Raw genomic sequence first — 14499 nt, 5'->3', positions numbered from 1 at the left:
TTATACTATCATGGTAAAATAATTATATAACTTTGAGAATATTGGAGGGATAAATATGAAGAAATACAAATGTATTATATTTGATTTAGATGGTACTATGTTAGATACTGAGAAAATGAACATTATACCATTACAAAGAGTTGTAAAAGAAGAGCTAAATAAAGATATTAGTTATGAAAAATTACTTAAATATATGGCTTATACAGGGCAAAAAGCCTTGGAAGATTTAGGGGTTAAAGATATTGATGGTGCTTATGATAAATGGGTAAAATATGTAAATGAGTTTGAAGAAGGTGCTAAACTATACGATGGATTTGAAGATGTAGTAGTATCTTTAGAAAATGAAGGAATACTTTGTGGAATATCTAGCTCAAAAACAAGAAAGCAATATGAGATAGATTTTCATAAAACAGGATTACATAAGTATATGAAGAACGTTGTATTAGCAGATGATACAGAAAATCATAAACCACATCCAGAACCTTTATTAAAGGTTGCTGAGAATTTAAAGGTTAGTCCTAAAGATTGTATGTATATAGGTGATACTATATCAGATTATAAGGCTACAAAAGCAGCAGGAATGGATTTTGGACTAGCTTTATGGGGAGCTATAGATACAACTGGAATTAAAGCTGATTATGAATTTGAAAATCCAGTAGATATATTGAAGATAATATAAAAATAAACACCTAGCAGTGCGTTATAATAGCAAAGCTAGGTGTTTTATAATGAAAAATATTTTTAGGGCAATTTAAATTAATTAGTTTGCTTTAGCTTCGTTAGCTGCATTTTCTCCAGCAACTCTTCCATAGTAAGAACCAGCAGAGATTGCAACACCACATCCTGGGTATTCAGTACCGAATAATCCTTCAAATGCAGTTTCTCCAGCAGCGTATAATCCTTTAATTGGAGTATTGTTAGCATCTAAAACTCTTGATTCTATGTCAGTAACTATACCACCAAATGTAACTGTAACAGCTGGGTTAAGTTTTATAGCGTAGTATTTGTCACCTTTAATTGGATACATTTTATCAGCAGGTTTTCCGAAATCTTCGTCAACACCTTTTTCGCATAACTCGTTGTATCTATCAACAGTTGCTTGTAATGTTGCTGGATCTACTTCGATTAGCTTAGCTAATTCTTCTATAGAATCAGCGCTTACAGTTGAATCTAAAGACATTCCGTACTGAACAGTAGGAGTTGGATCGTTGCTTGTTGCTATATAGTATCCAGTTGAACTGTTTTCTTTACGCATTGCATCACCAACATGATATTGGTAAGTATATTCATTTACAAATCTCTTACCATCTTCAGTAACTATAAGACCTGACTCTTCATTTATACCAACACCACAAGTGTAGCTTACATAAACAGTTTGAGTAGATGGACTATTGAATATTTGAGCGCCAACAGCTTCTGCCATAGTTATACCATCACCAACGTTACCAGCTGGAACTTGAGATGAGTAACCAGTTGTGAACTCAGCGTATTTAGCCATCATTTCTTTATTTTGTGCGTAACCACCAGTTGCAATAATAACTGATTTTGCATTAACAGTTACTGTGCTACCGTCTTTAGCTAAACCTTTAACACCAACGATTTCATTTTTATCATTAGTTAATAATTCGTTAGCAGTTACATTGTAAACTATATCTCCATCTAATTCGTTGTACTTGTTCATCATTGGAACTATAATTTGTCCACCGTGACCATCAGTCATACCGCCACCGCCAAGAGTATTATGAACTCTATAAGGTGTTAATGAAGAGTGGATAGGTTCAACATCTTGAACTTTAACTCCCATATCAGTCATCCAGTTGTATGTGTCTAATGAGTTATCAACGAATCCGTGTAATTTTTCATCATCTATTAAATCTCCACCTACTTCTTTTAGGTAGTCATACATTAATTCATTTGAATCTTCGATTCCTTCAGCTTTTTGAATTTCAGTACCGTTAGCCATAAGTTTACCACCAGATCTAGTAGTAGCTCCTCCAACTATACCTTGCTTTTCAAGTATTAAAACATCTGCTCCGTTAGCTGCTGCTTCGATTGCTGCAGATATACCTGCAACACCACCACCAACTACAACAACATCAACATCATAAGTTTGATCTTCACCTTTAGTTGCTTCAGGTTTCGTTGCTAAGTTTTCAACAGTTCCCCCAGCTTGTACTACTGTATCCTTAACAGCATTTTTTATAAATGTTGTAGTTAAAGTAGCACCTGTAACTGAATCAACATCTAAGCTTTGAGTTTCAACTATTTGACCAGGAATAACTTCGATTGGAGTTGTATCCATTCCATATCCAATACCAAAAGTTTCTCCATGACTAACAACCTTAACATCTGTTATTGAAGTTTCATCGAAAGTTACATCAACTACCATTTCAGAACCATGCATTCCTTGTGTAGTAGCTGTATAAACACCTGGAGTATATTTGTTTGACCCTTTGCTAGCAGCTCCATCCTTACCATTACTAGAACAACCAGTAACTGTAGAAGCAAGAACTAAAGACGTTAATAATAAACATAAAGCTCTTTTCATTTTTTTATTTCCCCCTAAATTATCAAAAAATGTTTTTGTTTTTTATTTCACAATAATTCTATCAGATACCCTAAGAGGAATGTCAAATGTATTTTTTTTCGACAAAATTAGCGTTTACAAAAGAAAAGTATAGATTATTTTTTAACAAAGTGTTAATATCTAAGTAAACATATACAAAAAAGTGTTACCTTAGGGGACTGAAATTAGGGGGGACAGGTTTTGAAGTTACAAAAGATTTTAGAGTTGACAAGATTAAGCAAAAAAGCAGTATATTTTTATATTAAAGAAGGACTTATAGAACCTACAAAGAATATCGATAATGGATATTATGAGTTTTCAGAAGAAGATTTAAGAAAATTAAAAATAATTATTTCATTAAGAAATATTGGTATGTCTATTCAAGATATTAAGGATTTATTTTTTTATCCAACACTAACTAATTTCTTTATTCATAGACAAATAAATAATATTAAAAAAAGTTTATATGAGAATATAAGTCAGTTACAAACAAGTTATCAACTAATTGAAGATATACCAGCTAATGCGACACCTAAAAATCTTGAAATACCTTTAGATATATTAGAAAGACAAAAAATATCAAATGATTTGTTCTTAGAAAAGTATTTTCCTAATGTAGACTCTAGAATGATAGCAATATTGTTGTGTGCACCATTTACAGATATAGAATCTAGCGAATATCATAATTTTTTGTGGGAAAAGATTTCGAATGAACTTGAATTACAATTAGAAAATAATTTAAGCTATCTTAAAAAGTTAATTTATTTATTAACACCAGAGCAGATAGAGAAAACCTCTATAGAACAATATAAGTTTAGTAAAAAAATAGCTAATATAACTAAAGAAGAGTTTCATATTTATGAAGAAGAACTTTATAATAGGTGTTTAGAGTTAGCTAATAATGTGGAACTTCAAAAATATTGGAAATTAGTATATGATCCTATTTTAATTCCTACATTATATTTTTTCATAAATAAAGGTAGTAAATTGTTAGGGGAATATAATCCTATATTCAAAAGATATAGCGATAATATGGATAAAATAGCACAAACTGTATACATGAGAATCAAAGAAGAAGATGTTTTAGAGAAACTAAATTTAGCTTTAGATAATAAGTTTGATATTGAAATGTTTAATCATTCTCAGTTTATATGTATATATACATTTAGAGATAGTATGTTTACTCAAGTAAAATTAGATGTACTAAAAGAGCTACTTAATGAAGAAAACTAGAAAGAATTAGATGTTAGCTAACGCTAGGAGAAATATGTCATTCTGACAGAGAAATATTCACCTTTGGTGAAGAAAAATATGCTTGCAACAGATATAATATTTATACCGTAGGCATATGCCTCTCTGTGGCTTTAGCCACATATTTCTCTTCAGCTTGCTGAACATTTCCCTATGTCGAAGACATACATTTCTATTTTGCGTAAGCAAAATATTTCTCCGCAGCTTTAGCTACACGTTTCTCTTGCCGAAGGCAACATTTCTATTTGTAGGCGTAGCGAGAAACTTATTTAAATAGATAATTTTATTGATTTTGTTAAGTTGTATTTAGTTGATAAGTTATCTAACATTTGATTTATTGAACTACCGATTATGTAGTATGAATCATCGTTAAGATTAGCTAATGATACTCTTAATGACCATTCTGAAGAAGCAAAACCATCTCCGTTTAATAATATGATAGAGAAATTATTAGCTAAAGTATAGATTATGTCTAATGGTCTATAGTTAGCTTCTAAGTACTCTGCAAATCCATTATCATATTTTTCTCTTGCTAAGTCTAATAAGTTAAGTTCTGTATAGTAAGCAGCATCATGTGGTTGGTTTCTTAATTCTAATTCAAGTCCATCAAATAAAAGCTTTTTACGATTTTTACATATCTCCTTAGTTAAACTTTTATAATTGTTATTAGTATCTATTAAGGCAAAGGCACAGAAAAATGCCATTTGAACCTGTTGAGGAGTAGAAAGTCCAGCAGTATGATTTAATGCAACTTGTCTACTATCAGCTACAACTCTGTCAATAAAAGATATATTTTCAGGTTTTAAAGATAAATGCATATATCTTTCATTTAGCCTAGCTTTAGTTTCAACAGGTAATTCGCTTATAAGCTTATTATATATATTATCTTGACTTAACATTATAGTACCAAGTCTCCATCCTGTTACTCCAAAGTACTTTGAAAGTGAATATACAGCTAAAGTATTATATGGTAAATCTGAAATTATTGAAGAAAAATCATCTACAAAGGTACAGTAAACATCATCAGTTATAATCATAAGATTTGGGTTATGATTCTTTACAATATCAATTAGATTTTCTTTACATTCATTACTTAAAGCTATTGATGCAGGGTTATTTGGATTAACTACAAATAAAACTTTTATATCTGTATCTTTTAGTTTATCTAATTCTGATTTTGGGAATTGGAAAGTAGAATATCCTTCATCATCTACTTCATTTGCATGAATGTTTATAACTTCAAAGTTATAGTTTGGTAGATGTGGGATTTCTAAATATGGAGTAAAAATTGGTGTCATTAAAGCAATTTTATCTCCTGGGTTTAAAAGTGAATTAGCTACTAGTGAATCAAAAACATAACACATTGCAGCAGTTCCACCTTCAACAGCAAAAACGTCAAATTCGTTTTCGAATTTTTTATCTTGGCAAAGCTCTCTTAATAAATAGTCATGAACTATTTTTTCTATATGTACTAGCATTCTATCTGGGAATGGATAGTTATCACCAATTATTCCATCTGTAAGCTCATAAATAAAATCATCTTGGTTAAAATCTAAAGTATTTATTCCATAATCTAATATATCTTTTAATAAATTAATTCCTGGAGTAGAAGTGTTAGAGTTTAAGAACTCTTTAAACCTATCAGCAATACCTTCTTTTTGAACCATTCCAGCAAGGTCGCCTTTACTCCATGTTCTTTGAGTTTCTAGAACTGCAAATTGGCCAAAAGTAAAAAATGCTTCACGAGGTGTAGCAGCTGTCCAGTTTGGATTTCCTCTACCTGCATCTAAAATCTTTGTACCATTTTTTTGGGCTATAGAAATAAGCTTGTCCTTAAACTCGAAAGGACTAATTCTTCCATATATTCTAGAAAGTTGTTCTTTAGTTAATATTGTATCCAAAACACATATCTCCTTATATAATAATCATAGTTTAATTATTAATAATTTATTCATTTCTATATTCTATAACAAATTTAAAATAAAGTGTAGAAGAAAAAAATAAATATTATTGCCAGCAATTACATTAATAAATATTTGATTTAATAGTGTATAATAAGATTATTGATATAATCAAAATTGATACCTGCTTTGCGGGGAGGGGATTTGAAAATGTTAATTAATACGCATTTAATTATAGGTCAGTACTGTTTTAACCTATGTAATGAGAAATATGATTTAATGCTAAATAAGAGACAATTCTTATATGGATGTATTGAACCAGATCTTCACAAGAGAAAAAATAAAATAAATCATACTTATACCGTATCAAAAGAAAAGATGGCAGAGTATAAGGAAGCTATTGAAAATGGAGATATGACTATTGATGAAATTTCATTTACTTTAGGTAGAATAGCTCATTATATAGCTGATTGCTTTTGTAAATACCATTTAGAAGAATACTATGGAAAAGATATGGGTAAACATTTTATGTATGAGATAACATTGCATAAGAAACTAAAAAATATTTTAAGATATAGGGAAGAAATTTTTGAAAATGTACTAGAGGATTTAAAAAAAGATAGAGATTATTTAGAAGAATTAACTCTCAATAGAGAAGAATATGTTTCCTTAGATGAAGATTGTATTAATGATATATATTTTACAATAAAGACTACTTGTCATTTATTATATATGACTCAAGTATATTTTGGGAAACTTGTTATTGCATAGTTTAGGGCACAAGTCATTTAATTAAATGGCTTGTATTTTTTTTATTTACAATTAAAATTTTACGCACAATATTTCAAAAGAATATTTATTTTTACAAATTTTGATGGTATACTCACTAGGGTTATATTTATTAATAGAGAAGTTTGGGGGATAAGATATGGATTTAAGTCAAGTTATATCATTTTCTATGGTAGTAATGTGTGCATACTTTATTGAAGGTCTTATTGGCTTTGGTGGAACAATTATGGCGTTGCCTATTGCATCAGCTATAGCTGGTCTAAAAGTTACTGTACCTGTTATGACTATAGTAGTATTAATAGCTTCTGTAGTAATAGCAATAAGAGATTTTAAGCACATTGATAAAAAGGAATTTATTAAGATAACCTCATTAATGGTATTAGGATTACCTATAGGGATGTGGTTATTTTCATCATTACCAGAGAGACCTTTAAAAGTAGCTTTAGGCATATTTATGATTATTGTAGCTATAAAAGGATTATATGATGGTAGAAAAAAAGTTGAAGAAAAAACAGAGAAAGCTAAGAGTAAGTATATAGAAATAATACATAGTATTGTACTTTTCCTTGGGGGAATAGTACATGGAGCATTTACTTGTGGAGGGCCTTTTGTAGTAGTTTATGCTACTTCAAATATAAAGGATAAATCAAGCTTTAGAGCTACATTATGTGCTTTATGGGCTACCTTAAATGCAATTATGCTTTCTATAAATATATTTAGAGGTGAAATAACCCCTGGCATAGTGACAATGTCTTTAGTTACCATGGTATTTGTAATTGTCGCTATAGTAGTAAGTAATATAGTACATAAAAAATTAAAAGGGGATTCATTTACAAAGTTTGTATATGTAGCTTTATTTATTTCAGGAATATTAATGATGATGTAAAAGAGTGCCTAGAGCACTCTTTTTTATTTTAGATAACTACCACGATTTTTTAATCAGCCAAAGTTATAGCAGTTATTTGTTCATAGATTTCAGAAGTTTTATGATCGTCTACTAAGACTATTATATAATCACCGGCAATAAGTTTTACATTACCTCTAGGTATTATTTCACTATCCCCTCTTTTTATAGCAACTAAAAGACAATCTTTTGGCCAAGGAATATCTTTTATAAGTTTATCTTCAACTGTGCTATCCATCTCAATTACAAATTCCATAAATGTTTTATCGTGTTTATCGAGGTGATTCGCTACACCTACATTATTTAAAAATCTTTCTAATAATTTTTCATATATTGGTTCGTTTCTTAAGATATCAGATGTTAGATAAGCTATTATTACAACTACAGCAAGGCTTAGAAGATTGCTAAAGGATCCTGTCATTTCCATTATTAATATTATTCCTGTTATAGGAGCCTTAACTACTGCAACAAAGTATCCAGCCATAGCAAGGGTAATAAAATTAAGTACATAAATACTATTAATACCTAAATAATTAACTGAAATGTCTCCAAAGATTTTTCCAAGTAATGCTCCTAAAAGTAACATAGGTAAAAATATACCACCAGGTACCCCTGAACCAAAACAAATAAGCAATAATAAAAACTTTATTATATACAAAATTAATAATTGAGAAATTGAATTATTAGCAGCAGCTAGGTGAACAATTATTTCATGGCCACCACCTAAAAGTATTGGACTAATTATTCCTGCAATAGCTGTTACCATAAAAGGAAACATAACTTTAAACTGAATTGGTATACTTTTGAATTTTCCATATAAATTTTGAAAAAGATAAATACCTTTACAAAATATAACTCCAAAAACTCCAGTAACTATTCCTAATACAACCAGTAACCAATAAAGATGTAAAGGTAAAGGTGTAAGTACATTAAAATCTAAGGCAGACTCCATACCAAGAAAGTTTTTTGATATAAAATCTGCTGTGAGAGAGGCAGACATAGCAGGTAATAACACTAATGGAGAAAATGTTCTATGGACTTCCTCGAGAGCAAAGATTATTCCGGCTAAAGGAGAGTTAAAAGCTGCAGCTAAACCTGCTGAAGCACCGGCAGTAATTAAGAATTCCTCTTTAGCATGAAGCTTTTCAACAAATTTATTAGCTAACCCTTCTCCTATTGATGCACCCATTTGGACAGAAGGACCTTCCCTTCCAACCGATAAGCCTACAGACAGTGAAATTAATCCACCTAGAAATTTATAAATTAATATTTTAAACCAGTTAACACTTATTTTATTTATAACCCTACCTTTAACTTGAGGAATACCAGAACCAGATATCATACTTTCCCTTTTAACCATGTATCCAGTTATTAATCCAAAGAAGGAAACTGTAATGAAAACTATAATTGTTTCATAGATATTATCTCGTGAATTTCTATAAAAATCTTCAAAGACACTAAAAAACTTAGTTATTAATATACGATTTAATACTATTACTAATCCGGTAATCAATCCTATTAAAATACCTTGAACAACAAGTTTAAGATGCATATTTTTTCTGTGGTTTAGTATTTCTTCAATATTATTACTATGCATAAATATCGTACCTTTCATAACAAATAATATATAGTATTTGCAAATGAAATAATAAAATTCTAAAAAGGATTAAGGTATAAATTATAGTAAAAAATAATTAAGTATACAGGTATTAGTTTATTATAGTATTATATATACTATCGGATATGAAGGAAACAATACATACACGTATCCAAATTTCTTAATAAGGAGAAAATAGATGGCTAGAAATAATAGTGTTAAAGGAAATTTTCATTATAATAAAGTTGAAAAGATGAATAAAAATTTTATGTATAATAACTTAGCTAGAAGCAATTGTTATGCTAGTAGCTTTGCAGGTTCAAATTTTAATTTTGTAAGTTTTAGAGGAGCCCACTTTAAATCTTGTGACTTTTATGGATGTACTTTTAAAGGAGCAGAGTTTATAGGGACTAATCTTAAGAATAGTAAATTTAGACACGCTAAGTTTGAAAATACTATTTTTGAGGAAGTAAACTTAGACAATGTAGACTTTAGAGATGCAGAATTTAAAGATGTAATTTTTGTAGGTTGTGATTTAAGTAAATGTACTAATTTAGGTGTAGATGTTTTAAATATTACTATATTTGATGAGATACCAGAATTAAACATAAGTCAAGAGTTAGAAGAGGCAATAAATAAAGCTATGACAAATAGTTTTATTAAAGCATCTAGAGTTCTAGATACAAAGGAAGGAAAGATAAATCCAGTAAAGATTTGTTTACTTCAAAAGTTATTTAGCGAGGAAGAGTTAATAAAGGGATTTAATGCTATGACAGAGGAAATAGATAGAGACTTCTATACATTAAGCTATTTATTAAGATTTTTTAAAAATTAAATTTGCATAGATATAAAAAATTGTAGTATTTACCTATGATAAATAAGTAAATACTACAATTTTTTTTATAATAAAGATTTAACATAATAATAGCAAAATGTAGTATAGAGAAATTGAATATATTTAATAGAGGAATATTTGACAAGTTAATATCATAAATGTAAAATATAAACAGGTAACGTTTTCAGGGATTTACTGAAATAATGGGGGATAGAATTTATGAAAAAAATATTATTAGTGTGCGAGAGTGGAATATCAACAACCATACTAGTTAGCAAAATGAAAGATTATGTTAAAGTAAAAAAGGTTGATATTGATATTAAAGCTTTGCCAATAACAGAATGTGAAGATGCTATTAATGATGTAGATATAGTTTTATTATCACCACAAGTTAGATTTCAAATGCCTCAAGTTAATGCATTAGTTAGTGGAAGAGTTCCTGTAAAAGCAATAGATGCAATATTATATGGAATGATGAATGAACGAGTTATATTAGAACAAGTACTGAACTTATTGGATAAAAAATAGTATAAATAAACTTATAAACATTTGCTATTATTAGCAAATGTTTTTTTGTTCTTTAGCAAATTATATTTTCAAAAATATTAGGATAGGTCAATAAAAGTTAAAATTTTAGATAATATTTTAATGTGAGAATATTATGGTTAATTATGCTAAAATAGTAATAGGAGTAAATATAAATAAATAGGTTAGATAAGATAAAGTAAGAGGGAATATTATAAGGGGGAATAGGTAAGTGAGAGAGGGAGAAGGGGATAAGGAAATACTTAAAGGTAAATCTAACTTTTTTAATGATTGGATTGTTCCGCTATTAGTTGCTATTGTATTGGCTATATTAATAAATAAATATATTATATTTAAAGTAATGATTCCTTCAGGGTCGATGATTCCAACATTGAATGTAGATGATAGGTTATTTGCTACTAGAGTATATAGGCCAGAAAGATTAAATAGAGAAGATATAATAGTATTTTACTCAGATGAGTTGGAGAAAACCTTAATAAAGAGATTAATAGGGTTACCAGGAGACAAGGTAGTTATTACTGATGGAGATGTAACAGTAAATGGTGAAAAGTTAAAACAAGAGTATGTAAAAAATAAAGATTCATTAAGTGGAACATATTTAGTACCAGAAGGTAAATATTTTTTTCTTGGAGATAATAGATTAAAATCATCAGATTCCAGAGAGTGGGATAATCCTTATATTGATGAAAGTGATATCAAAGGGAAAGCACAGGTAAAAGTATATCCGTTTTCGGATTTTAGTATAATAAAATAATACTGTAAATGATTGTAATAATGTAATTTAAATGGTAAGATAGAATCCTATTTTTATGAGGAGGTAACTAATGAGGATAGAAGATAAGATATATGGTGAATTTGAAGTAGAAGGTGTCTTAGAAGAATTAATAAATACTAAAGTAGTTCAAAGATTAAAAAATATTCATCAGGGTGGTGCAAGCTATCTTGTAAATCCTAATTGGAATGTTACTAGGTATGATCATTCTGTAGGAACAATGATATTTATAAAGATAATTGGTGGAAGCCTAGAAGAACAAATTGCAGGGTTACTACATGATATTTCACATACTGCATTTTCTCATGTAGTTGATTTTGCATTAAATAAGAGTAATGAAGATTATCATGAAGAGATATTTGAAAGAATAGTAGAAACGTCAGATATACCTAAAATACTTACAAAGTATGGATATGATTATAAAGATATACTATATAATGAAACGAAGTGGACTTTATTAGAAAGGTCGGCACCAGCTTTATGTGCAGATAGGATAGATTATACTTTAAGAGATATGTATTCTTATGGATATATTTCATTAGTAGCAATAAAAAACTTCTTGGATAGTTTAGAGGTAAAAGATGGAGAAATTGTTATTAATTCTATAAATGCAGCAGAATGGTTTGTTAATACTTATTATAAAGAAGTGATAGGATTTTTCTTAAATCCACTAAATATATATGCGTATAATAGATTATCAAATGCTTTAAAAGTAGCTTTAGATAATGAAATTATAACTTTAGAAGATTTACTTCAAGATGATAATTATGTTTTAACTATATTAAAAAATTCTAAGAATGAAGAGGTAAGAAGTTTAATTCAATCATTAAATTATAATGTAGATGTTGTTGAGAATAAGGAAGAGTATGATATACATCAGGTTAATAAGCTAAGACTTATCGATCCAACAGTAATAATTGATGGGGTACTAAGTAAAGCTTCCGAAAAATCAACTCTAATTAAAATATTAGGGGAGCAAGCAATGCAAAAATCAATAGAAGGTGTTTTTGTAAAGTTTAATTAAAGTGCGAAAAATTTTCGCACTTTTTTTATTACCATACATATTGTTCCATCAAAACTGCATCATCATATTTTCCATTAATATTAAAATAGTTTTTATGAATTCCAACTACTTTAAAGCCTAATTTTTTATATAGATACATAGCTCTTGTATTACTAGCTTTAACTTTTAAGTTTATATTTCTAATAGTGCCTTTAGTTTTAGCGTAATCTATAAGAACCTTTAGCATAACACTTCCAACTCCGATATTCCAAAAATCTTTTCTAACAGATATTGCAATCTCGCTATTATGACAGATTCTTCTTCTAAAAGGAGAACTTATTTGAGATATGCTAACAATTGTGTTATCAATAATACCTAATATCATAAGGCAATTTGGATTATTATCTATATTATTTATTAATGCTTTTTCTTGTTCAATAGTAATTGATAAATCATCCTTTCCAAATAGAAGGTTATCACTTTCTCCTCCAACAATATTTAAATATTGTATTATTGCCTCTGCATCATCAATCTTAGGAGGTCTTACTATTAGGACCTGTCCGTTTTTTAATAATACTTTCTTTAGTATATTAGCTGATGATTTGTTCATGATATACCTCCTTTTATAGGATTTTTGTATAAAGCTCTGCCCAAGCAGGAAAGAATCCAGAGTTAATGGCTACATTCTGAGAGTTAAAATGAGTTTCTACAGTTCCGTAGAAAGGAACTTTACCTCTATTTAACACTTCGTTTTTTAATAAGGTTACAAGAGTAGTAGCAATACCTTTTCCCCTGTATTCAGGAAAAACATCAATTCCAATTTGCCACATAGTATCACTATCACTGCTTGCACCGGCCATTCCTAACATAGTATCGACATCGAAAGCTGCAACAGCAAGAACATCAGGGTGATTTTTATCAAAAGCAAAAGCTTCACCAAATCTATTATCATTTTGGAATTGAGAGATCTCAGCTTTTTCATACCATTTTATTGAGAATGGAGTTTTAATATCTGTATTAGTTATTTTAGGAAGATAATAATGATGTATATCAGCTATTTCGTGACCAAACGCTTTAAGTTTATTATCTATAGATTTCAGTTTTGGATATTCAGAAAGCCAAGCAGCATCTGTAGTTAGTAGTTTTTCTTTACACCAAGGAAGAATTTTAGAGTCAGCTGCTATAAAAGCTTTTCCATTAAAACATAATATTTTTAAAAAGCATCCGTCATTATCATAAATTCTTCTACCATCAATAAGGATATTCTCTACAATAATATTATTTTTGCTAAGCAGATCATTTTTATTAAAATTGTAATCTAAAGATAGTTGAGCTGTAGCGATTTGTAAAATTTCATTTTTATTAAGCATATAATCAACATCCTTTTTTATTAACTTATATTGTATAAATTAATTTTAACATATTTTATTGTAAGTTATTACAAATGTAGTTGAATATTAACAAGGTTTATGTATAATAGAAATAATACAAATTTAAAATTGCAATTTGTATTAAAAATATTATGCAATAGGGGTGAATGGATATGATGAAATTAGAAGAAATTTATGAATATTTTAATGAAGAAAAAAGACTAAATAGCTCAAATGCAAGTAGTGTTGAATTTATAACAACTACAAATTTTATAGACAAGTATTTGAAAAAGGAATCAAAAATATTAGATATAGGAGCAGCTACTGGAGCTTATAGTCTTCATTATGCAGAAAAAGGGTATGACGTTACTTCTATTGAGCCAGTAAAAAGAAATGTTGATATTTTAGAAGCAAAGATAACTGAAGATATGAATATAAAGGTTTATCAAGGTAACGCTCTAGATTTATCATATCTTGAAGATAACAGCTTTGATGTTGTTTTATGCTTCGGACCTCTATATCATCTAAAAAGTGATGAAGATAAATTAAGAGTTATTAATGAAAGTAAAAGAGTGTGTAAGAAAGATGGAAAAATATTATTTGCGTATCTTTCTAATGATATGGTCTTTGTAACTGAAACTTTTATTTATAATACTGCAAATCATTTGTTAGGTGATGAGTATGATAAGGAGAGTTTTAAATTAGTAGATGAAACTCCATTTTGTTTTATGACAGTAGGCAAGATGGAAGAATTGATGATAAAGAGTAATTTAAATAAGGTTACACATTTTGCTGCAGATGGACTATCAGAACTTATGGCTGATAAAATTAATAAGTTTAGCAAAGACGAGTTTAATGAATGGATGAGGTTTCACCTGTATACTTGTGAAAAACCGGAATTATTAGGATATAGTAATCATGTAGTTTTTGTTGCAAGCAAATAAAAATTAAAAAATCGATAATAT

General features: G+C 28.8%; 14 protein-coding genes. 9 read left to right on the top strand and 5 right to left on the bottom strand.

From position 1 onward, the window contains the following. Positions 1-55 precede the first annotated feature (55 nt). Positions 56-679 carry an HAD family hydrolase gene (locus H8S20_RS08935; protein WP_032117600.1) on the top strand — a complete coding sequence of 208 codons (624 nt, stop codon included), beginning with the start codon at positions 56-58 and terminating at the stop codon, positions 677-679. Between the two features lie 81 nt (positions 680-760). On the opposite strand, the gene H8S20_RS08930 is transcribed toward H8S20_RS08935, so the two are convergent. Continuing rightward, positions 761-2548 (bottom strand): FAD-dependent oxidoreductase, encoded by a 1788-nt coding sequence (locus H8S20_RS08930; protein ID WP_186859901.1) that lies wholly within the window; start codon positions 2546-2548, stop codon positions 761-763. Positions 2549-2767: 219 nt separating this feature from the next. Between H8S20_RS08930 and H8S20_RS08925 the strand changes: the two genes are divergently transcribed. Further along, positions 2768-3799: a MerR family transcriptional regulator gene (locus H8S20_RS08925; RefSeq protein ID WP_051986785.1), complete on the top strand. Its 1032-nt coding sequence runs from the start codon at positions 2768-2770 to the stop codon at positions 3797-3799. A gap of 287 nt (positions 3800-4086) precedes the next feature. Here H8S20_RS08925 and aspD read toward each other — a convergent pair whose 3' ends face one another. Continuing rightward, positions 4087-5718, bottom strand: coding sequence for an aspartate 4-decarboxylase (gene aspD, locus H8S20_RS08920; protein ID WP_186859900.1), 1632 nt, complete (start codon positions 5716-5718; stop codon positions 4087-4089). Between the two features lie 210 nt (positions 5719-5928). Between aspD and H8S20_RS08915 the strand changes: the two genes are divergently transcribed. After that, positions 5929-6489, top strand: a complete 561-nt coding sequence (locus tag H8S20_RS08915) for a zinc dependent phospholipase C family protein (protein WP_186859899.1) — start codon at positions 5929-5931, stop codon at positions 6487-6489. 157 nt (positions 6490-6646) lie between these two features. Then, positions 6647-7393: a sulfite exporter TauE/SafE family protein gene (locus H8S20_RS08910; protein WP_032117603.1), complete on the top strand. Its 747-nt coding sequence runs from the start codon at positions 6647-6649 to the stop codon at positions 7391-7393. A gap of 49 nt (positions 7394-7442) precedes the next feature. Here the strand turns inward: H8S20_RS08910 and H8S20_RS08905 are convergent, their stop codons facing one another. Then, positions 7443-9008, bottom strand: a complete 1566-nt coding sequence (locus H8S20_RS08905) for a ClC family H(+)/Cl(-) exchange transporter (RefSeq protein ID WP_186860054.1) — start codon at positions 9006-9008, stop codon at positions 7443-7445. Positions 9009-9207: 199 nt separating this feature from the next. Here H8S20_RS08905 and H8S20_RS08900 point away from each other — a divergent pair, with 199 nt between their 5' ends. The 4 genes from H8S20_RS08900 to H8S20_RS08885 all read left to right on the top strand — a co-directional run bounded on the left by H8S20_RS08900 (position 9208) and on the right by H8S20_RS08885 (position 12185). After that, on the top strand, positions 9208-9843 hold the full coding sequence (locus H8S20_RS08900) for a pentapeptide repeat-containing protein (protein WP_186859898.1): 636 nt from the start codon (positions 9208-9210) through the stop codon (positions 9841-9843). 219 nt (positions 9844-10062) lie between these two features. Next, complete coding sequence (locus tag H8S20_RS08895; protein ID WP_186859897.1) at positions 10063-10371, top strand: PTS sugar transporter subunit IIB; 309 nt, start codon at positions 10063-10065, stop codon at positions 10369-10371. Positions 10372-10600: 229 nt separating this feature from the next. Continuing rightward, positions 10601-11143 carry a signal peptidase I gene (gene lepB, locus H8S20_RS08890; protein WP_186859896.1) on the top strand — a complete coding sequence of 181 codons (543 nt, stop codon included), beginning with the start codon at positions 10601-10603 and terminating at the stop codon, positions 11141-11143. A 70-nt stretch (positions 11144-11213) separates the two neighbouring features. After that, entirely contained in the window at positions 11214-12185 is a 972-nt protein-coding gene (locus H8S20_RS08885) for an HD domain-containing protein (RefSeq protein WP_032117607.1), read from the top strand. A 28-nt stretch (positions 12186-12213) separates the two neighbouring features. Here H8S20_RS08885 and H8S20_RS08880 read toward each other — a convergent pair whose 3' ends face one another. Next, complete coding sequence (locus H8S20_RS08880) at positions 12214-12774, bottom strand: GNAT family N-acetyltransferase (protein WP_186859895.1); 561 nt, start codon at positions 12772-12774, stop codon at positions 12214-12216. A gap of 13 nt (positions 12775-12787) precedes the next feature. After that, positions 12788-13534 carry a GNAT family N-acetyltransferase gene (locus H8S20_RS08875; protein WP_186859894.1) on the bottom strand — a complete coding sequence of 249 codons (747 nt, stop codon included), beginning with the start codon at positions 13532-13534 and terminating at the stop codon, positions 12788-12790. A 173-nt stretch (positions 13535-13707) separates the two neighbouring features. Between H8S20_RS08875 and H8S20_RS08870 the strand changes: the two genes are divergently transcribed. Further along, positions 13708-14478, top strand: a complete 771-nt coding sequence (locus tag H8S20_RS08870) for a class I SAM-dependent methyltransferase (RefSeq protein WP_243177591.1) — start codon at positions 13708-13710, stop codon at positions 14476-14478. The last annotated feature ends 21 nt before the right edge of the window (positions 14479-14499 follow it).

The organism is Clostridium hominis (assembly GCF_014287825.1).
GTDB classification, from domain to species: domain Bacteria; phylum Bacillota; class Clostridia; order Clostridiales; family Clostridiaceae; genus Clostridium; species Clostridium hominis.
The sequence above is the reverse complement of the archived record's forward strand: the minus strand, read 5'-3'. Positions and strand labels throughout refer to the sequence as shown.